General features: G+C 65.7%; 15 protein-coding genes and 2 pseudogenes. 9 read left to right on the top strand and 8 right to left on the bottom strand.

Translation table 11 applies throughout. From position 1 onward, the window contains the following. The first annotated feature begins 99 nt into the window (after positions 1 to 99). The 5 genes and pseudogenes from BN976_RS31720 to BN976_RS31700 all read left to right on the top strand — a co-directional run bounded on the left by BN976_RS31720 (position 100) and on the right by BN976_RS31700 (position 4863). Complete coding sequence (locus tag BN976_RS31720; protein ID WP_235622217.1) at positions 100 to 1176, top strand: tyrosine-type recombinase/integrase; 1077 nt, start codon at positions 100 to 102, stop codon at positions 1174 to 1176. Then, complete coding sequence (locus tag BN976_RS31715; protein WP_036377751.1) at positions 1142 to 3055, top strand: tyrosine-type recombinase/integrase; 1914 nt, start codon at positions 1142 to 1144, stop codon at positions 3053 to 3055. Before BN976_RS31720 ends, BN976_RS31715 begins: the two co-directional genes overlap by 35 nt. Further along, positions 3052 to 3351, top strand: a complete 300-nt coding sequence (locus BN976_RS31710) for a DUF6262 family protein (RefSeq protein WP_011778386.1) — start codon at positions 3052 to 3054, stop codon at positions 3349 to 3351. The genes BN976_RS31715 and BN976_RS31710 overlap by 4 nt, the downstream gene beginning before the upstream one ends. A gap of 46 nt (positions 3352 to 3397) precedes the next feature. Next, positions 3398 to 4243: pseudogene (locus tag BN976_RS31705) on the top strand (Mu transposase domain-containing protein); the annotation flags it as partial. Continuing rightward, on the top strand, positions 4240 to 4863 hold the full coding sequence (locus BN976_RS31700; protein WP_268748890.1) for an ATP-binding protein: 624 nt from the start codon (positions 4240 to 4242) through the stop codon (positions 4861 to 4863). The pseudogene BN976_RS31705 and the gene BN976_RS31700, both read left to right, overlap by 4 nt. Positions 4864 to 4898: 35 nt before the next feature. On the opposite strand, the gene BN976_RS31695 is transcribed toward BN976_RS31700, so the two are convergent. The 5 genes and pseudogenes from BN976_RS31695 to BN976_RS31675 all read right to left on the bottom strand — a co-directional run bounded on the left by BN976_RS31695 (position 4899) and on the right by BN976_RS31675 (position 10079). Continuing rightward, the gene (locus tag BN976_RS31695) at positions 4899 to 5888 is read right to left on the bottom strand and encodes a tyrosine-type recombinase/integrase (RefSeq protein WP_036377747.1); all 990 of its coding nucleotides are present in this window, start codon (positions 5886 to 5888) and stop codon (positions 4899 to 4901) included. Next, positions 5885 to 6814, bottom strand: a complete 930-nt coding sequence (locus BN976_RS31690; protein WP_036377746.1) for a tyrosine-type recombinase/integrase — start codon at positions 6812 to 6814, stop codon at positions 5885 to 5887. The genes BN976_RS31695 and BN976_RS31690 overlap by 4 nt, the downstream gene beginning before the upstream one ends. Next, on the bottom strand, positions 6811 to 7968 hold the full coding sequence (locus BN976_RS31685) for a site-specific integrase (protein WP_235622213.1): 1158 nt from the start codon (positions 7966 to 7968) through the stop codon (positions 6811 to 6813). Before BN976_RS31685 ends, BN976_RS31690 begins: the two co-directional genes overlap by 4 nt. A 195-nt stretch (positions 7969 to 8163) precedes the next feature. Beyond that, positions 8164 to 8715: pseudogene (locus BN976_RS31680) on the bottom strand (ATP-binding protein); the annotation flags it as partial. Then, on the bottom strand, positions 8712 to 10079 hold the full coding sequence (locus BN976_RS31675; RefSeq protein ID WP_036377742.1) for a Mu transposase domain-containing protein: 1368 nt from the start codon (positions 10077 to 10079) through the stop codon (positions 8712 to 8714). The gene BN976_RS31675 and the pseudogene BN976_RS31680, both read right to left, overlap by 4 nt. A gap of 89 nt (positions 10080 to 10168) precedes the next feature. Between BN976_RS31675 and BN976_RS31670 the strand changes: the two genes are divergently transcribed. Then, a complete protein-coding gene (locus tag BN976_RS31670; RefSeq protein ID WP_145978023.1) occupies positions 10169 to 10723 on the top strand; it encodes a hypothetical protein in 555 nt (184 codons plus the stop codon). A 201-nt stretch (positions 10724 to 10924) separates the two neighbouring features. On the opposite strand, the gene BN976_RS33465 is transcribed toward BN976_RS31670, so the two are convergent. After that, positions 10925 to 11074 carry an alpha/beta fold hydrolase gene (locus tag BN976_RS33465; RefSeq protein ID WP_122973972.1) on the bottom strand — a complete coding sequence of 50 codons (150 nt, stop codon included), beginning with the start codon at positions 11072 to 11074 and terminating at the stop codon, positions 10925 to 10927. 61 nt (positions 11075 to 11135) lie between these two features. Then, positions 11136 to 12512 (bottom strand): FAD-dependent oxidoreductase, encoded by a 1377-nt coding sequence (locus tag BN976_RS31665; protein ID WP_084182494.1) that lies wholly within the window; start codon positions 12510 to 12512, stop codon positions 11136 to 11138. Between the two features lie 149 nt (positions 12513 to 12661). Between BN976_RS31665 and BN976_RS31660 the strand changes: the two genes are divergently transcribed. Beyond that, complete coding sequence (locus BN976_RS31660) at positions 12662 to 15979, top strand: helix-turn-helix transcriptional regulator (RefSeq protein ID WP_036377738.1); 3318 nt, start codon at positions 12662 to 12664, stop codon at positions 15977 to 15979. Positions 15980 to 16117: 138 nt separating this feature from the next. Next, a complete protein-coding gene (locus tag BN976_RS31655) occupies positions 16118 to 17041 on the top strand; it encodes an acyl-ACP desaturase (protein ID WP_036377736.1) in 924 nt (307 codons plus the stop codon). A 75-nt stretch (positions 17042 to 17116) separates the two neighbouring features. On the opposite strand, the gene BN976_RS31650 is transcribed toward BN976_RS31655, so the two are convergent. Next, positions 17117 to 18415 (bottom strand): MFS transporter, encoded by a 1299-nt coding sequence (locus BN976_RS31650; RefSeq protein ID WP_036377734.1) that lies wholly within the window; start codon positions 18413 to 18415, stop codon positions 17117 to 17119. A 518-nt stretch (positions 18416 to 18933) separates the two neighbouring features. Here BN976_RS31650 and BN976_RS31645 point away from each other — a divergent pair. Then, positions 18934 to 19770 (top strand): prolipoprotein diacylglyceryl transferase, encoded by an 837-nt coding sequence (locus BN976_RS31645; protein ID WP_036377732.1) that lies wholly within the window; start codon positions 18934 to 18936, stop codon positions 19768 to 19770. Positions 19771 to 19828 lie beyond the last annotated feature (58 nt).

The raw sequence follows: 19828 nt of genomic DNA, 5'->3' as shown, positions 1-19828 counted from the left end.
CCACTCTTAACCGGCTAATCCGGGTGACTCGGATGGGGGGAACTGCCCATTTCCTCCAGTTTTGCGCCCGGATCGAGCCAGATGCGATATGCACATCTCATGACGAAAGAGCTGTCTGCTGCCGTCGATGGCGGTGTGTGGCAGTTGCGTGGGCCGGCCGCCGAGCGGTTCGGATTGGTCAACGACTTTCTGGGACATCTGGCTGACCGCAACTTCTCTGCCCATACCTGCCGGGCCTACGCGTACGACCTGCTGGCGTTCGCGCGGTGGCTGATTGACGAGCAGGTGGAACTAGCAGAGGTCAATGTTGATGTGCTGCTTCGGTTCCTGACTGCGTGTCGGGAGGCGACGCTGCCGGGCCGACCGGGTGGCAACGTGTATTCGATCCGCGATGGCCGCAATCAAGGGTATGCACCTGCAACGATTAATCGGAGACTGGCGGCGATCTCCAGTTTGTTCGCATTCCAGGAGATGCGCGACCCCGACGCGCGAAACCCGGTCAGTGGGGGTCGTTCGGCCCGATTGCGTTCGCGTGGAGAGCGTTCCGGCCTGTTGACCCATATCGCCAAGCCGAAGTCACGTTCCCAGCTGAGGGTTCGTGAGCAGCGGCGGCTGCCGCGCGGGTTGACCCGACAGGAGTCTGCGGCGCTGCTGGGCAGCTTCCGGAGCTGGCGCGATCGGTCCATCGGTGGCTTGATGCTGATGTCGGGGTTGCGGTCAACAGAAGTCCTGTCAGTGCGCGTTGCCGATGTGGATATCGCCCGACGCTGGGTTCGGGTGCTCGGCAAGGGAAGCAAGGAACGGTCCGTACCGATCGACACCGACGTTGCCGGCGCGATCCAAACTTATCTGCTGGTCGAGCGCCCCGAGACAGATGCCGAGGCGTTGTTCGTCGTCGCCAAGGGCGTTCATCGCGGACAGCCGCTGACCGCGGCGGGACTGCGCACGGTATTTCGCTATCACCGTGAGCGTTCCGGCGTCAGCGCCGGGCATCCACATGCGTTACGGCATTCGTTCGGCACGGCGCTGGCTGAAGCCGGGGTCGATCTGTCGGTGATCCAAGCACTGATGGGCCATGACCATGCTGATTCCGCCGCCGCCTACATCCATTTGGCCCCAACGTTTCTGCGTGAGGAGTTCGATGCCGCCCGTGCTCGCTTACGTTCCCGCTCCTGATGCTGACCTGCTCACCGATTACGACGCGCACTGCACGCGGCTGGGATTGACCAGTAGGAACCTCCGGTCGGCAGCACGAACGTTCCTGCGATGCTGGCCCGATCCACAGCAATGGGCCGGGGAACCACTGCAGACACGGTTGTCGGCGTCGCATACCACCCGCTGCTTTGTGACGTTCTTGATGCTGGCTGGGCACCTGCGGCCCGGATACGACTACTTGATCTGCCGCAAACTGTCCGTCTTTTGGCGCCACATGCCGCCCGGGCTGCTTGCGCAGGACCTTGCCCGGTTCCTGGGTGCCGCCGAAGAACTTGGCTTCACCGAACGCACCCGCAGCGCATCCGCGTCGCAGGTCATCGGTCGGCTCCTCATTCAGACAGGGAGACGACTGGATGCGCTCACCAACAACGACTTTGATGATCTACTAGCTGCAAGTGCGGCTCGCCGCGGCGCTGATAAACCCAGCCGCCACTACAGCAGCGGTGCCCACACCGCCCGGCAGGTGATGTTTCACCTTGGTGTGTTCACCGACCAGCCAGTCAACGCGACCAGCCTGCTGCGGCAAAGCTTCGCCCAGCGGATGCGGGATGCGAGTCCGTCGCTGCGCGGGTCGTTTGTGGCCTACCTTGATCGGTTGACCGCCACCCATAGCCGCGGCACGGTCGCTGGCACCGCAACCCGGCTCAACCACTTCGCCGCCCACCTGTATGCGGTTGATCCGACATTGACAACTCTGGCCAATTTGGACCGACGCCGCCACATCGAGACTTACCTGACCGCTACCGCCGAGGCAACCAATTCGCGCACGGGCGCACCGATTCAAGCCTCAGAGCGTCGCGGTCGGGTCTTGGCAGTGCACTGCTTTCTCAACGACATCGCTGAGTGGGGTTGGCCGGAGGCACCACCTCGGCGGCTGGTATTCCGCTCCGACATTCCGAAGCTGCCGCGAGCTCTGCCGCGCTACCTCACCCCGGACCTGGATCGGCGGCTGACTCAGGCACTGCAAGCCTGGCCAGACCGGCTGCCGGCTGACGCGCTGCTGTTGCAGCGGGCGACCGGATTGCGTATCGGTGAGCTCGTCGAACTCGAACTCGACAGCGTCCACGAAATCCCCGGCCAAGGCGCATGGCTGAAAGTCCCACTGGGAAAGCTCAATACCGAACGGATGGTGCCCCTCGATGACGACACTGTTGCCCTCATCGATCGGATCGTGGCCCACCGCTCGCCTGGGCGGCCGTTACCGCACCCACGCACAGCACGCCCTACCGACTACCTGTTCACCCACCACGGTCGGCGCCTGACCGTCGATCACATCCGCGACGTGCTGGGCCGCGTGACCACCGACGCCAACCTGCCGCATATCACCCCGCACCAACTGCGCCACACCTACGCCACTGCCTTGGTCAACGCTGGTGTCTCGCTGCAGAGTCTGATGGCTCTGCTCGGGCACGTCTCGGCTGAGATGAGTCTGCGCTACGGACGCCTCTTCGACGCAACCGTGCGCACCGAATACGAACGTGCGCTGACCGCGGCGAAGGCCCATCTGGGAACCCTGCCCACTGGTCCACCACAAGGCCGGATCTCGCTGCCGATCGTCGACGGCGACTGGAAAGACGCACCAGCCATCAAGGCCCGCCTGGCCGGCGGTTTCTGCATCCGTGCCCAAGTCCAAGGCCCGTGCGCCTACGCCAACATCTGCGAACACTGCCCCAACTTCCGCACCGACACCGGCTACCTGCCCGTCCTGGCCGCTCAGCGCGCTGACACCGAAACCCTGGCTCGCGACGCCGAAGCCCGTGGCTGGACCGAGGAAGCCGAACGCCACCGCCGACTCATCGCACGCCTGGACGCCCACATCAGTCAGACGCAGACCGGATGACACCCCAACAACGGCGTCAGCAAGTCGAAGATGCCTGCGCAGCAATCATTCTCGCCGGCAGACAGGTGACCTTCGATGACGTTGCGGCCCGCACCGGAATTGGTCGAGCCACCCTCTACCGCAACGGTGACCTACGACAGATCATCGAAGAGCATCGAGCCCGCGGCAAGGAAGCACACACCCTGACCGGACTCACCACCGAGATCGCCCACCTGCGCATTGCGATGGATGCCCTCGCCACCACCGTCCGGCGCCACGAAGAAGAAATCCGACGACTACGACAACAGAAAAACTAGACACCCCCGGCACCCGCCGCAGACTCGGCCCAGATTAGCCGGATAACCGCAGTCCAAGGGCATCGTCGAGAACCTGTGCGGTTACGCCCAGGACGATCTGGCCGTGCCCTTGTTGACCGAGGCCGGCGTCACCGGCAAGCCGGTCACCCTGCGCGACGCCAACGCCGCGGCCGAGGCCTGGTGCGCCGAGGTCAACGCCGCGACCCACTCGGAGATCTGCGCGGTCCCCGACGAGCGACTGATGGTCGAACGGGAACTACTGCAACCACTCCCATCTCTTCGGTTGCAGATCGGGGCACCCTCGGTGCTACGCAAGGTCGACCGCCTGTCCTGCATCCGGTACGGGTCGGCCCGCTACTCGGTGCCGACGAGGCTCATCGGCACCACGGTGGCCGTGGTCGTCGACCACGGCGCACTGTGCCTGCGCGAGCCCGGCACCGGGGTGATCGTGGCCGAACACGAACTCGTCGCACCCGGTGCAGTGGCGATCCTCGACGACCACTACGACGGGCCCCGTCCAACACCCAGCCGGGCACCCCGCCCGAGGACCACTGTCGAGAAGCAGTTCTGCGACCTCGGCGCCGACGCACAGGCGTTTCTGGTCGGCGCCGCGGCGATCGGCAACACCCGACTGGGCTCAGAACTGGAGATCTTGCTCGCCCTGGGCGCCGCCCACGGCACCGACGCCCTGATCTCCGCCCTGCACCGGGCGGTAGCGTTCCGACGATTCCGCGCCGCCGACGTACGCTCCATCCTGGCCGCCGGCACCGGAACACCCCAACCCCGCCCCGCCGGCGACGCGTTGATCCTGGACCTGCCCGTCGCCCCGACCCGATCCCTGGACGCCTACAAGATCACGCCGATCGCCGCAGACGGCGAGGTGATCCCATGACCAAGACACCACCGATCACCGACACCGAACCCGTTGCACCACCGTCGGTTCCACCACTGGCCGCCGATCTCGATTCCGGGCTACGGCGGTTGAAGCTCGCCGCCGTCCGGCGCACCGCACCCGAGGTCCTCATCACCGCCAAGACCCAACGCTGGACCCCCGAAGAAGTCCTGCGCACCCTCATCGAAACCGAGTTGGCGGCCCGCGATGCCTCCAACATCGTCAACCGACTCAAAGCCGCAGCATTCCCAGTGCCCAAGACGTTGGAGAGCTTCGACGTGGCCGCCTCCTCGATCCAGCCCAAAGTGTTCGACTACCTGTCGAGCCTGGAATGGATTCGGGCGCAACAGAACCTGGCGATCATCGGCCCCGCCGGCACCGGAAAGTCCCACACCCTAATCGGACTCGGGACCGCAGCGATCCACGCCGGACACAAGGTGCGCTACTTCACTGCCGCCGACCTCGTCGAAACCCTCTACCGCGGCCTGGCCGACAACACCGTCGGCAAGATCATCGAATCCCTGCTGCGAGTCGATCTGATCATCCTCGACCTATGCCGACTCCGCAACTATGCCGACTCTCGCCGGCGGGAGATGTTGACCTGCTTGCAGTGGTGGTGATCTCGGTATCTGCGCTGTCGTCGTGATCGGCATAGTTAGAGGCCTTCGAGGAAGATGAGCAGCTTGTCGCGTGGGCGGTAGCAGCCGGGTTTGGTCGAGGGTGATGCCATCGCGTTGAGCGCTCGCTGCTTGATGGTGAGGTCGGTGTGCAGATAGATGACGGTCGATCGGATGTCGGCGTGGCCGAGCCACAAAGCGATGACCGCGGAGTCGATTCCGGCTTTCAGTAGCGACATTGCGCAGGTATGCCGGAGCACGTGCGGGTGCAGTTCGGCGGGGCGGATCGTGGGACACATTCGCGCGGCGGTGACCGCGTGCAATCGGACGAGCCGTTCGACGGCGTCGGTGCTGAGCCGCCGGCCCGTCCGGGTCGGAAACAGCGGTTGATCGGGTGCGTCACCACGCTCAGTGAGCCAGATGCGGAGCACTGCTTGGGTTGCGGTGGTCAGGGGAACAGCCCGGCGTTTTCGGCCTTTCCCCAGGCAGCGAACGCTGGATCCGTCTCCGAAGGAGATGTCGCCGCAGTTGAGACCGGTCAGTTCCGAGACCCGAAGCCCGGTCTGGGTTGCCAACAGCAGTAGCGCACGGTCTCTGCGGCCTTCCCATCGATCAGTGTCCGGCGCGGCGATAAGAGCGTCGATCTCGGCCGCGGCGAGAAAGGTGATGAGCTGTTTTTCGAACCGTTTGGCCGGGATCGCCAAGACCCGTTGGATCACCTCGGCGTGCTCGGGGTGGCGCAGCGCGGCGAAGCCGAATAGGGAACGAACAGCGGTCAGCCGAAGATTGCGGGTGCGTGCGCTGTTGTGCCGGACGTGTTCGAGGTGGTCGAGGAACGCCGCGATCAGGTCGGCGTCGAGGTCGGTCCACTCCATGCGAGAGGGTGTCTTGCCGGTGCGTTCCTGGGCGAATCCGATCAGCAGCCGCAGCGAGTCGCGGTAGGACGCGACGGTGCGTGGGCTGACTTGGCGCTGCGTGATGAGCCGGTCGGTGAAGAACGCCTGCATCGTCGGAGCGATGGGGCTCATCGGTTGCCCCCTGTTGTGGCGGCTTCCATGCGGGATGCTGCCAGGGCCAGCAGCTCTGGGGCGGCCGACAGATACCAGTAGGTCCACCGCGGATCCCGATGGCCCAGATAGGTCGATAACACCGGCAGGCGTGCCTCCACGTCCTCTCCGGCGCGATACCATCCGATGAGAGTGCGGATGGCGAAGGTGTGCCGCAGGTCGTGAATCCGGGGCCGCGACAGCGCATCCGCACCGATCTCCGCACCGTCACAGAGGTTTCGAAATACCGTGTGAACCGTTTGATAAACCATCCTGTTGCCCCGGCTGGAGACGAAGAAGCTCGCCGTCGTCGGCCGAGGGTGGACGGCGTCCCGCAAACTGGCGTAGCGCTGCAGCGCGTCGAGGACCGAGAGATGCAACGGCACGATGCGCGACTTTCCGAACTTCGATTCATGGATTAGCAGCCGCGCCTCGGCTGAGCAGAGATCGGCGCGGTCAAGGCGGATCACTTCACCGACTCGCATCCCGGTGGCGGCCAGCAGCCCGATCATGCTCCGATGGGTCGCGCAGGCGAGCCGGGTCCGTAGGCCTTGGGCGCCGCGCATCAGTGCGTCGATGTCGGTGGGGCTGAAGATGTAGGGCTCGTGGCGATGGCGCCGTGCACCGATCACGCCGAACGGGGGAATCTCGGTGCTCGAGTCCAGCCCGGCCATGTGCCGGGCGAAGCCACGGGCGATGGTCATCCGATGGGACGCAACGGTGCCCAAGGGATCGACCTCGGGTGCGTTGGCCCACGCCATGGCCGTGGCCACGGTCACCGTTGGCAGGCCAGCGTCGTCGAGGAAGGCCACGAAACGAGGTAGCAGGCGGTGGTACTCGGCCAGGTCGTGACCAAGTTGGTTTCGCAGCCGCAGATAGTCCGCTGCGGCGTCGGCCAGCGCGGTCACTGGTCGTCTCCGGGCCAGGGCAGCGCGATCGCTCTCAGGGTCGCAAGGTCGACTTTCGCGTAGAGCGCGGTGGTGGCCAGATCGCGGTGACGAAGCACTTGGCCGATATCGGCGAGTTTGACTCCACGCTGCAGCATCTCGGTGGCCAGGGTGTGTCGCAGCCGGTGCGCCCCGACACGTGGCAACCCGGCCCGATCGCAGGCCCGCCGTGTTACATCGCTGACCAAGTCTGGTCTGATTGCTCGGCGGGGTGCTTTGCACGAGTCGAACACCGAACGCAGGGAGGTTCGCGGGCGGACCGCGGAGAGATAATCGGCCAGGGCCGCGCCAACCTCTTGCGGCAAGGGCATCGCGTCTTCGCGAGAGGCCTTGCCGTGCAAGATGATCCGACCAGCACGCCAATCGATGTCGTCAAGTTGCAGTCGCGCGACCTCGATCGAGCGCAAACCTAGGCGGGCCACCAGCATCAGAATCGCATAGTCGCGGACCTGGACGGGATCGCTGCGGTCACAACGATCCAGCAGCTGCTGCACCTGTCCGGCAGGCAGAGCTCTGGGAATGCCTGCGTCGCGCCAGCCCGCAACGGGGGGAACTGCTGTGGTCAACAGTCGAGGCGTCAACCCCCGCACGAACAGGAAGCGCAACAACGAACGCAGCTCGGCGACTCGCCCTTTGGCCGAGCCGACGCTGAGCCGTCGGCTCTCCTCCAGCAGAAACGCCACCACCTCGGCGCCGGTGACCACCGCGCCGGCGCCGAGTGGATGCAACGTCAGGAATCTGCGGGCCAGATTCTCGTAGCGGATGACAGTCGCCTGCGCCAGACCGCGGTCCTCGATGAGCCAGCAGCGGTAGTCGGCGAGCAGCCGCTGCCTGGGGCCGTCATCGGTAGGAGTTTCTACGAGCACACCCTCCTCGCGGAGGAACCCAAGCAGCGGCTCGAAGCTCTTGACAGTCGGTATCTTCCGCCGCCCGGCAGCAATCCGATGCTTCCGGAAATCACCGAGCACAACAGGCGACAGATCGCACGGTCGCACATCGCGCTCCTGCATCCACCGACCGATTGTGCCAACATCTTTCAACATATTTCGAATCGCGAGATCCGAATATCCCAGCTCCGACCACCTCGTCTGCAGACCACCAATAAACGGCGCCATCCGACCAGGCTTCCTCCGGGTTCCCGACATGACCTCACCTCCGTCTCGGAGCCACTTGCTCCATCACAGAAGCGTCGCCAAACCGCCGGAACTATGCCGAGCATTTGAAGACCTTGGAACCAATCACCCGACGTTAACCAGGCACTTCGCGTAGCGACTCGGAGAGGGGTCGGCATAATTGTCGGTTCGGCATAGGTCGATGACGAGCAGGGTTGGTCCGGCGTAGAACCGCATGGTGGTGGCCCGGCGGCCTTCGATCGCGGCGCGGTGACAGCGTGCGGCCAGGTCGGCGGCGGTGGTGAAGTAGGTGCGGTAGCCGGCGTGTGCTGCTGCTCTGGCTAATCCGACAGATAGGTGAGTTTTGCCGACCCCTGGTGGCCCGATCAGCAGCACGTTGGTGGCGGTCTCGAGGTAGCGGCAGGTGCCCAGTTCGGTGATGAGTTTGCGATCCAGGCCGGGCGCGGCGTCGTAATCGAAGTCCTCCAGGGAGGCGGGTGTGGGCAGACAGGCGAACCGTAACCGGCCGGCCAGCCGTCGGGCCTCGGTCGCTTCGACCTCGATGGAGAGCAGCTCCTCCAGGGCGGCGGTCATGGAGGTGCCGTCGGCCTGGGCGCGGTCGAGGACCGAGGGCAGCGCTTCGGCGGCGTCGTGGAGTTTGAGCACGGCCAGGTGGCCGCGCAGGCGTTGATAGAGGCTGGCTTGGGCGGCGGTGTTGGGTGCGGGCACCGCATCCGGGGTGGTGGTCATGGCAAGGTGTTCCTTCCGCGCGCGGCGCGTTCGTACGTGGACAGATCGATCACGGTCGTCGGCGAGTCCACGATCGCGACTGTCGGCGTTGGATTGATGTCAGATGCGTTGATGCGCAATACTTCTGCTGCTGCGCGCGATGCTGCGCCGGGTGGGATGCGTTCCTTGCGGCGGTGAGCTCGGCCGCCGGTGGCGGCGGTGGCCATCGCCAGTTGATCCAGTGCCACGACGTGGCCGTGATCGCGGACCATCACCCCGGCGCCGTCGGCGGCCAGCCGATGGCGGGCGATAGTGATCTGCGAGGAGGTGACGATGTCGATGACCTCAGAACCCAGCACGTGGATGACGCTGACCGTCGCTGAAGCCAATTCCGGAGGCACCGAGTAGCGGTTGCCGCGGTACGACACCATCGCCTGACGAGACACCGTGCGGTCCTCGCGCAGGATCAGCGGATACGGGGCGACCGGAAGCGGCGCCAAGGGTTCGGCCGCGGCCAGGGTGGCCACCGTGACCTTCCCCTCGGCAGTGGCCCGCCGCCGGGCGTCGCCGCGCTGCCGGCAGAATTCATCGAGGCGGTCCTGGGCCTGCTCAACCGTGATGTCCTCAGGCAACGTACGCCACCACCTTTGGGCCGCAGTGTGATTAGCCTTCTCCACCACACCTTTTCGGTTGCCACGCCGCGCTGGACAGATGGCGACGGCGACCCCATAGTGCTTGGCTACCCCGGCGAACGACGCGGTGACCCGGCCTGAGCCGGGGTCGCAGACGGTGGCCATGCGATCGAAGCGCCAGGTGCGGGTCAGCCCACCGAGCTTGCGGGAGATCCGGTCCAGGCCGTCGACGAGATGTGGTTGGGTCATCGCCGGGGCCAGCACGGCCCGCCAGCGACCGGAATGAGCCAGCGATCCAACGAAAAGATGCGCCATCGTGCCCCAGCCCCACGATGCGGGTGGGTTCGGCAGATCCAGCCAATCCCATTGGGTTTCGGATCCAGGCGGGCGGTCGATGACCGCGTTGGCGCGGTCTGCGGCGTGTGCGCAGTCCTGACACGCCGGCCGCAAATTGCGCGCCCGGATCTGTCGGGTCAGCGTCGGATACGACATCGGATAGCCGAGGTCTTCGAGCTCGTCGCACAGCGTGCGGGCCCAAAGGTGCGGATCCTCGGTCAGCCGGGCAGTGACATAGGCGATGAACGGTTCAAACGGGTCAATTGCGGCGGGTTTACGCACGCCCGGGGTGGTGACGCCGTTGAGGTAATTGCGGACCGTTCTACGGTTCTTTCCGGTATGGCGGGCAATGGCCGAGATCGACCAGCCTCGTTTATGCAGGGCGTGTATCTCCAAGTCGTCCTCCCATGTGAGCATGAGAAAGCGGGTCTCCTTCAAAGAGCTGGAGCGTGGTCAGAGACCACCAGCATCGGAGGAGACCCGCCCTCATCGGCGGAGCCACACAGGTGAGCACTTTCGGTGAGCAAAACTGGGCATTTTCAACGAGCGCGGTCACAGGCGGGACAGGCGAACCCATCCCCACTCCGATCTACGCATCCGTGAGAACGGTCGCCCAGGAGCTGCTCCTCACGTTGCGGCAAAGCGGACGGACAGTTCCAAATCTGCCGCCCGCGAGCCCCCTTATGGAAATGATCGATTCGTTCACCGCCGCCGACTACACGGGCAAGCCACTGATGCTCGATAAGTCGCGGGACGACGTCTCGCACGTCAGCTTTAAGTTCGAGACGCTGCCCGGTGTCACTTTCGAGATCGCTCGAGTCCAACTACCCCAATCTGAACCAGGTTTCGACGGCTTGTTTCCCACCGGATGGCTGGACCTCGTCGGCGTCCGCGACGCTTCGGGAGACATTGTCCATCAGTCCGGAATGGCCGGACCGACCGAGGGAAGCACTCCACCGAATGCCCTCGCCACCGGCCCGATACCCACGGTTGCCGGCCCCCCTGTGACGTTCACCTTCGACAACTTCCCGCAAGCCGAGTTCGCAGCCATCCGTTGGTAGAAGAAGCGAGAGACCATGCGCCCCTGGGGTCGAGAGGTGCGCGAGGCGGGGTGGATCGACCTTTACGTGACTCTGTACGGTGCAACGTGGAAGATGGGCGGGTTCCTCGGACCGACTGCTTGAATGCTCGTCGCCGGTCAGCGGCTGCGAGACATCGGGCGGTCGCCGGTGGGCCCCGCCGCGACAGATAGGTCGCGCGCATTACTGGATGTCGTTGTGAACCCGAGAGGCGAGGAACTTCGTGAGCTGTTCGGTCACCACCTCGGGCTGGTCGATAAGCATGAGGTGGTTGGCGTCGCCGACGAGCTCCACCTGTGCGTGCGGTAGCTGCTGGCGGAACCGCTCGGCCATCGTCGGTCCGTCATGCAATGTCTGGTCGCGAGGAATCAGGATGCGTCGGCTGCGATGGCACTCAGCGATGGCGCCCGCGCCGACCCCAACTGGTGAACGCGACGCGTAGCAGAATCTTTGGGTGCAGCAACCGGGCTGGGGGATCGATGAGCCCGGTGACCTTTACGAATTGTTCGGCGACAACGTTGTCGGACTCGGCGGCGCGCTGGAGCCGGTCGACGTATCTGTTCGCGATGCGCACCGACGGTGGCCGCCGTCCTTCGACCTCGTGCAGGTTGAGGTCTGCGCCGGCCGCGAGCCGCCACGCCACGCTGATTGGTTTTGCGGTGGCACGGAAATAGCGCCGTGCCAGTCCGGCCGCGCCGTGTTGGAGGCACTTCCGCAGTGCCTCTGCCTGAAGTGCGGCCACGGTCATTCCCTGGCCGTAGATGGGGTTGAAGCTGCAGATGGCATCGCCGAAGACGAGCAGCCCGGCGGGGAATCGTTGCATCTTGTCGTAGCGGCGCCATTGGCTGGAGGGCATCCGGTGGCGGGCGATGTCGGCGAGCGGTTCGGCTTCGCGCAGTGCCGCGGCCACGTGTGGCGGGGTGAAATCGTCAACGAAGGTGAGCATCTCGGTCAGTTCCGCGGGGGACTCGCGGCCGGCCATCCCGATAGCGGTGAAGATCCAGGTGGCGTTCTCGTAACCGAATAACGCCATGCCAGTGGGTCTGCCCGGGATGGGGCCGACGATCACGATCCGCTCCTTGACCGCACCAGGTGGGAGCCGTAGCAGTTGGCTCGAGTAGGTGAGGCGCACGTCGATGTGGTCTTGTGCCGGGCGGTTGTATCCGAGGTGGTCCAGGAACGCCGGAGTTCGCGACCCGCGGCCCGTGGCATCAACCACCAACTCCGCGTTGAGGACGCGTTCGGCTCCGTTGTCGCGGGCGCGCACCCGGGCACCCGTCACGCGGTCCTGCTGGCTGGCGGAGGTGAGGTCAACCACGTCGTGGGCTTCCAGCATCGCGATGTTAGGAATGCCTCGGACCTTCTGCCGGACAAGGTATTCCAGCATCGGTCTGCTCGGAAGGAGGAGGGTTATGGGGTCTTTCGGCCGGCCGTCCCGCGGCAGTAGATGGCCACCGAAGCGGAAATACCCTTCGGACGGATCGGTGCCGTCGAGGACCGGTGCTCCGCCCGCGACGACTTCGTCGAGAAGCCCCGGGAAGAGTTCTTCGAGGATCCGCGAGCCCCGCGCCAGCAGCGCGTGGACGTGGCGGCCCTGCGGAACTCCGCGCCGGTTGACGGGATCGTTCGGCAGTACGTCGCGTTCGACGATCGTCACGGTTCGGTAGAAGTCGGCGAGCACGCGCGCGGCGAGCAACCCGCCCATGCTGGCGCCGAGTACGACGGCGTGATCACCCAGGTTGTTCATCACCAACGGGCCATCTGGATTCATCGGGGCCTCCTCAGATCGGGTTGCGTCGAGGATCCGGGCTTGCAAGACAAAGACCATCGGCCAGAGCGCGTAGAAAATCCGGGGCGGTCGCGGATTCTGGACGGCGATCTACGCATATGTGCTGATGTTTTGCAGCCTGTCCTTGTCCGATGCTGGCTAGCATGATCGAACGCGCGGATATGTCGATGTTGAAGTGGAGCGATGTAGGCGTGAGCGAGCTCGTTCCGACGGGAACAGTGACGTTGCTTCTAGCCGACGTCCAGGGATCAACCCAGCTTTGGGAGACCCAGCCCGAGACGATGACTGCCGCCGTTGCGCAGCTGGATCGAACACTGACCGACCTCGTCTCCGACCATGACGGAGTCCGTCCGGTCGAGCAGGGTGAAGGCGACAGCTTCGTCGTTGCGTTCACCCGTGCCTCCGACGCCGTGGCGTGCGCGCTCGCCCTGCAACGGGCGCCGCTGGCGCCGATCCGGCTGCGCATCGGAGTGCACACCGGTGAGGTGCGGCTGCGCGACGAGGGAAACTACGTGGGCCCGACCATCAACCGCACCGCCCGGCTAAGGGAGCTCGCGCACGGAGGCCAGACCGTGCTATCCGGCACCACAAGCGACCTGGTGGCGGACCTGCTTCCTGATGGTGGGTGGCTGAGTGACTTGGGCACCCACCGTCTGCGGGACTTGCCCCGACCGGAACGGGTGGTGCAGCTGTGTCATGCCGACCTAAGCAACGAGTTCCCGCCGCTGCGCGCCCGAGAAGAAATTGGTGTGCAACGTCTTCCGGCCCAGCTCACCAGTTTCGTGGGGCGCGTCGACGACATGGCCCAAGTCCGCGGGCTCATGGATGCCAACCGGTTGGTCACCCTCACCGGTGCCGGCGGGGTGGGGAAGACGCGCCTGGCGACCCAGGTCGCCGTTGCCGTGGTTGAGGGATACCCGGGCGGCGTCTGGTATGTGGATCTGGCGCCGATCACCGACCCGGCGCTGGTGGCGATCACCGTGGCGCGGGCATTGGGGCTGCCGGACCAACCCGGCCGCTCAACCGTGGACACAATTGTGCGATTCATCGCCGATCGGCGGATGCTTGTAGTGCTGGATAACTGCGAGCACCTGCTCGACGCGTGCGCCACTCTGATTGATGCGCTGTTGGGTGCGTGCCCGGCGCTGGCCATGTTGGCGACCAGCCGCGAGCCCATCGCGGTGGCCGGCGAGCAGACTTGGCGGGTCCCCCCGCTGGCCCTCGACGACGACGCGATCGAGCTGTTCACCGACCGCGCCCGCCGGGCGCGTCCCGACTTCATCATCAGCGCCGACGACGCCGCCGCGGTGAGCGAGATCTGTCACCGGCTCGACGGCATGCCGCTGGCCATCGAACTCGCCGCGGCCCGGGTGCGCGCCCTGTCGCTGACCGAGATCGTGGACGGCCTACATGACCGCTTCCGCCTGCTGACCGGTGGATCACGCACCGCGGTGCGCCGCCAACAAACCCTGCGGGCTTCGGTCGACTGGTCGCATGGACTGCTCACCGACCCGGAACGAGTGCTGTTCCGGCGGCTGGCGGTGTTCGCGGGCGGCTTTGACCTCGACGGCGCCCAAGCGATCACCGTCGACGGTGAGGTGCACCGCTACGAAGTGGTCGACCTGCTCACCCTACTGGTGGACAAGTCGTTGCTGATCGCCGAAAACACCGCTGGCCGAACGCGATACCGCCTCCTGGAGACGGTGCGCCAGTACGCGCAGGAAAAACTGGGTGAATCCGGTGAGGCCGACACCCTGCGGGCGCGGCACCGCGACCACTACACGGCGCGCGCGGCCGAGCTGGACGCTCCCTCGGTAGCCGGCCATGAACGCCGGCTCAATCAGACCGACATCGAGATGGACAACCTACGGGCCGCATTCGCGTGGAGCCGCGAGAACGCCGACACCGATCACTCGCTCTTGCTGGCATCCTCACTGCACCCGCTGTGGCGAGCCCGCGGCCGCCTGCAAGAAGGGCAGGCCTGGTTTGACGCCGCCCTGACCGATTACGAGGCCCGCTCCGGAGAGGCAGACCCCGCAGTGTATGCGCGGGCATTGGCAGACCGGGCCTTCATGGACGGCCACGTGGGTATCACTGACCGCCTGGATCAAGCTCAGAAGGCGCTGGCTATGGCGCGAGACATCGATGACCCGGCGCTGCTGGTCCGGGCATTGACCGCGTGTGGCGGCCTTGCCGCCTACAACGCCGATGTTGCGCGGCCGTTGTTGGCTGAGGCGGTCGACCTGGCCAGGTCGATGGGCGACAAGTGGATGTTGGCCGAAACCCTGGCCTGGCAGGCGTATGCAGCGCTGATGGGTGGGGGCGACCCGGTCGCGGCGCGCACGGCAGGTGAGGAAGCACGCGAGCTTGCCGATGAGATGGGTGACGGGTTCGTTTCGCGCATCTGTGGTTGGCTCCTCGGCATTGCGCATCACTTTCAAGGCGACCTCGACGCTGCGCTAGCCCTGGCGGACGGCGTGGTTAGCGAGTCCGACGTGGCGCACGACACGCTCAACGGCTGTTGCGGTGAGCTCGTGTTGGCTCATGCGCTGGCCCAGCGCGGTGACACCGATGCAGCTCGGGCAGCCGCCCAGGTGTCCCTCAACGTCGCAGTGGAAGTCAGCCCGGTCCACGCAGGCTTGGCGCACGCGGCGCTGGCCGTCGCGAACCTGGCCGCCGGCGACGTGACGGCCGCCGAAGCCGCCAGCGATTCGGCAACGCGGTCCTTTGGTCCCAGCGAGGTGGCGGGCATCCAGGATCCCAACGTCGCCGCGCAGATCGCCTGCACACGCGGTGATTTGGACACGGCGCGTAGCCTGGTCGACGGCGCTGTGTCAATCACCCGGGGCGTGCACCGCGCGAGCGCGCTCACTACGCGTGCCCGCATCGCGATCGCCCAAGGCGACCCTGAGCAGGCCGAACGCAACGCCCACGACGCGCTGAGCTTGGCAGCCGGTGTCGGGGCTCGCCTGGAGGTTCCTGACACACTCGAGTGCCTCGCACGCGTTGTCGGGGACGGCGGCAGCCATCATGAAGCAGCGAGGCTCTGTGGCGCGGCAGAAGCCATCCGGGGCAGAACCGGAGCTGTACGGTTCAGGATCTACGACGCCGACCATGAAACGACCGTCACAACGCTGCGTGACGCATTGGGCGATAAGGCCTTTGAGGCCGCGTGGACCGAAGGCTCCGCTACGTCCATCACAGAGGCGATTGCATACGCACAACGGGGTCGGGGAGAGCGCAAGCGCCCGAGCAGTGGGTGGGCGTCACTGACACCCACCGAACTCGATGTGGTGGGGCTCGTCAGCGAAGGCCTGAGCAACAAGGACATCGCCGCACGGCTGTTCGTGTCACCGCGCACCGTGCAGACTCACCTCACCCACGTCTACACCAAGCTCTGCCTCGCTTCCCGCGTGCAACTCGCCCAAGAAGCGGCACGGCACACCTGACCCATGGCTCGGCGCGGCGCGCTTCTGCGGGTCGCCAACCGGCTACCCGACCGCAACCTACGGTTACGTAGGTTACGGTACCGTAGGTTCATCGGGGCGCGACCCCTGCGCACCGACCGATGCGACGGGATGACCTCCATGGATACTCAAGCCTCTGTACTTCACGAACTGGAACCCGTTGTGGCGCAGAACCTGGACCGTCATCTGTCGATGGCGAAGGAATGGTTTCCGCATGACTACGTCCCGTGGAGCCGAGGACGTGACTTCGCGTTCCTGGGCGGAGAGGACTGGCATCCGGAGGACTCGCCGCTGGATCCCGTCGCCAAGGTCGCGCTAACGGTCAACCTCCTCACCGAGGACAACCTGCCGTCATATCACCGGGAGATCGCCACCCGCTTCTCTCGCGACGGCGCCTGGGGGACCTGGGTCGGCCAGTGGACCGCCGAGGAAGGCCGTCACAGCATCGCCCTGCGCGACTACTTGGTGGTGACCCGCGGCGTCGATCCTGTGGCTTTGGAGCGTCTTCGGATGGAACATACCGTTGCCGGATATGACGCCGGCGACAGGACTCCGCTGGCAGTGCTGGCCTATGTGTCATTCCAGGAACTGGCGACGCGCGTCTCGCATCGCAACACAGGCCGTGCATCGGGTTGCCCCGTCGCCGAACAACTCCTGGCGCGCGTCGCGGCAGACGAGAACCTGCACATGGTGTTCTATCGCAACCTGATGGCCGCGGCCCTGGACATCTGCCCCGACGCCGCGATGAGCGCCATTCGCGACGAGGTCATCAACTTCGCGATGCCCGCACAAGGCATGGGCGACTTCGCCAGGAACGCCATCACGATCGCCAAAGCCGGCATCTACGACCTGCGTAAACATCACGACGAGGTGCTGAGTCCAGTACTGCGTTTCTGGAATGTGTTCCAACGTAGGGATTTCGGGCCCGAAGGGGAACAGGCTCGCGAGGATCTCGCCGGCTTCCTGAGCCTACTCGACGAGCGGGCACGATTCTATGAAGAGAAGCGCAGCCTCAGCTGTGGAACCACTGCCGCCACAGATTAGTCCGTACGCCGTCTCCGCTTGCCGGCCCAGTTAGCGCCTGGAGTCTCCCAGGGATGGTCTGGTCGAAGTCTTGCGTCAGGATGCGGGTGTCCGCTTGCGATCCCAAAGCAGCGCAGGCAGGAGTACCAGCGCGAAAACCCCGCATGCAATGGACAGCGCCGCGTACCCGCTGGCCGACATGACGACTCCGGACAGTCCGCCGCCGGCCGCGCCGGCGATGGCGATCAACACGTCGATCGACCCTTGCACACGTGGCCGATTCGCGGGCACCGTCGCGTCGACGACGAACGCAGTGCCGGAGATGATTCCAAAGTTCCAGCCGAGGCCCAGCAGGACCAGGGCGGTCACGAGCAGCGGTAGTGAATCGCCGGGTGCAAACGCAGCGGTGAGTCCGGCCGCGAGCAGGGTGATGCCGGCGGCCACAGCCATTGCGTGGGGCCCGATCCGGTCGACGAGTACGCCGGTGACAAGTGATGGCAGGTACATCGCGGCGATGTGGAGCCCGATCACCAGGCCGACGGCCGACAGGCCATGGTGGTGTCCGCTCATGTGGACGGGTGTCATCGTCATGATCGCCGCCATGGCCACCTGCGCCACGATCATCACGACTGCGCCGACGTAGGCGCCTGCCGTCGGCCTGGGGGCAGCAGTAACGGAGGTGTCGTCCCCCTCCCTTGCCGAGGCGGCATCGATCTGGCGCGCAACAAGATAGGGATCGGGGCGAAGCAAGGCGATCAGTACCGATCCGGCGGCGACATAGGCGACTGCGGCGAGCAGGAACGGGCCTGCCAACGCAGGTATCCCGAGCGCGACCGCCACCTGCCCCATCGGGGCGATCAGGTTCGGGCCTGCGACGGCGCCGAGCGTTGTGGCTGTGAGTGCCACGCTGATCGCGGTGCCGCGCCGGGACGGATCTGCCAAATCGGTTCCTGCGTAACGGGCTTGCAGGTTGGTCGCCGTACCGGCGCCGTAGATGAAGAGCGCCGCGAAGAGCAGGGGAGCATTGTCACTGGCGGCGGCGACGACCACGCCTGCTGCGCCAACGCCTCCCGCAGTGAATCCGATTCCCAGGCCGACCCGACGGCCCCAACTCTGGGTGAGACGGCCGATCGAGAACGCCGCTGCCGCCGAGCCCAACGTGAACAGCGCCGCGGGGATGCCCGCCAGGCTCTCGGTGCCGAGCATCTCCTTGGCCAGCAGGGCGCCAACTGATACTCCCGCGGCCAGCCCGGCACCGCCGAGCACCTGACTTGCGATGACGACGACGAGTGTTCGTCTCTGGACTCGTCTGCGCTCTTCGTCGCTCCAGCTACGCGCATCGCTGGGCTTGCGACAACTCGGGGCGTGGGGCTGCGTCGGTTCGGCCTGCGGCATGTGGCCAAGCCCCTTCCTGTACCAGTTCTGCGAACGCGGGATGCGTCAGGTGTGGATGACTGCGGCGACGGCGCGGAGGACGGCCAGTGCGTCGTGGACGCCGTTGTCGTGCCATTTTCGCGTTGCTTACCACGCGGGACGTGGTGCCCGGCTGTGCGCGTAGCGCGCGGCGGCGTCCATTTCCGCGCAGGCTGCTCCGGTACATACATGCATAGGTGACTGTTTATGAACGACACTTGAGCTGGTGCGGTCGCCTCGCGGGGCCTGCAAGGTCGACAACCACGGACTGCTTGGTGAAACGTGCTTGACAGAAACAGCGCGAACGGTATGTTAATTGCGGTCTACGTCACATATTGACGCTGACGTGACCAGCGCAGCCCCTGCTGGGCCGCGACGGCTACAACCCCAGGATCGGACTGAGAACAATGGCTGACCTCCCCGGAACCGGCGCCCCGAATTCGACCCCACCAAGGCGGCCGGCAAGTAGCGCTTGTCCTACAACACAATCCGCGCCTGGAATGAGCGACCAGCGAAGCGAGCCGTCGGGGCTGAACATCGGGCACATCGGTAAGCGTGCCGCCCAGGTGGGTGGGCTGGCAGTTGCCGCCTATGTCATTACTGCCGTAGCCGCAGGGCACGGGGTGGCGGCCGCCGACTCGGGGGACGCGGGCCCAGCTGGTTCGGTCACTTCTTCGGCGCAGCGTGACAGCACGGATGCGAACGCCACCGACAACGACGAAAGCACCACTCGCTCGTCGGCGCAGAACCGATCCGACGCGGATGGATCTGAGGCAGCCGAGGCCGAGAACTCCTCGGATGACCGCCTGGACGTGGACTCGTCTGCGCCCGAGGACTCGGACAGGACGCCGACGACGGACGAGCACCTGGACGCCGTGCCGGAGCCCGAGGCGGCCGTCGACTCAACGAGCGACGCCGAAACCTCCGCCGACGAGCCGACAGACACGCCGGCCTCCCCCTCCGATCAGCAGCCGGTGGACTCAGACACCGACGAGGAGCTGCCTTCGGCAGACGTCGACGAAGCGGCGACCGACGTCGCGGCCTCGACGGGTGCCACCGAAACGCCAACAGCCGCAGACACTTCGCAGACGTCCGAGCAGCAGCCGGTCCGCACGTCGGACTCGTCGCCCGAAGGCACAGAGACGTCGATCGAGACACCCACCGCTGCGGCAACCAGCGTTGTCACCCTCGCGCCGAACCCGACGACACCGCTGCGGGCGCCGATCGAGTGGAACCTGCTCGGTTGGATGCGGCGGACGTTCTTCAACCGACCGCCGACCATCGACTATGACATCAGCTTGAACACCCAGGACATGAGTAACGGCGTGTGGCTGTGACAGCCTGATTTGGCCCCGGGTGGACGGCTAGAAGTGGCTCCACCTGTGTGGTCGCGGG

The organism is Mycolicibacterium austroafricanum, assembly GCF_000612725.1.
Lineage (GTDB): Bacteria > Actinomycetota > Actinomycetes > Mycobacteriales > Mycobacteriaceae > Mycobacterium > Mycobacterium austroafricanum.
Note: the sequence above shows the minus strand (reverse complement) of the source record. Positions and strands in the feature narration are given on the sequence as shown.

Coding starts and splice junctions, on each gene's coding strand:
- BN976_RS31660 (WP_036377738.1), top strand. CDS start 12,662: ATGCTGGCTAGCATGATCGAACGCGCGGATATGTCGATGTTGAAGTGG.
- BN976_RS31675 (WP_036377742.1), bottom strand. CDS start 10,079: ATGCTCACATGGGAGGACGACTTGGAGATACACGCCCTGCATAAACGA.
- BN976_RS31695 (WP_036377747.1), bottom strand. CDS start 5,888: ATGAGCCCCATCGCTCCGACGATGCAGGCGTTCTTCACCGACCGGCTC.
- BN976_RS31645 (WP_036377732.1), top strand. CDS start 18,934: ATGAGCGACCAGCGAAGCGAGCCGTCGGGGCTGAACATCGGGCACATC.
- BN976_RS31700 (WP_268748890.1), top strand. CDS start 4,240: ATGACCAAGACACCACCGATCACCGACACCGAACCCGTTGCACCACCG.
- BN976_RS31715 (WP_036377751.1), top strand. CDS start 1,142: ATGCCGCCCGTGCTCGCTTACGTTCCCGCTCCTGATGCTGACCTGCTC.
- BN976_RS31685 (WP_235622213.1), bottom strand. CDS start 7,968: ATGGCGCCGTTTATTGGTGGTCTGCAGACGAGGTGGTCGGAGCTGGGA.
- BN976_RS31655 (WP_036377736.1), top strand. CDS start 16,118: ATGGATACTCAAGCCTCTGTACTTCACGAACTGGAACCCGTTGTGGCG.
- BN976_RS31665 (WP_084182494.1), bottom strand. CDS start 12,512: ATGAATCCAGATGGCCCGTTGGTGATGAACAACCTGGGTGATCACGCC.
- BN976_RS31710 (WP_011778386.1), top strand. CDS start 3,052: ATGACACCCCAACAACGGCGTCAGCAAGTCGAAGATGCCTGCGCAGCA.
- BN976_RS33465 (WP_122973972.1), bottom strand. CDS start 11,074: ATGGCCGAGCGGTTCCGCCAGCAGCTACCGCACGCACAGGTGGAGCTC.
- BN976_RS31650 (WP_036377734.1), bottom strand. CDS start 18,415: ATGCCGCAGGCCGAACCGACGCAGCCCCACGCCCCGAGTTGTCGCAAG.
- BN976_RS31720 (WP_235622217.1), top strand. CDS start 100: ATGACGAAAGAGCTGTCTGCTGCCGTCGATGGCGGTGTGTGGCAGTTG.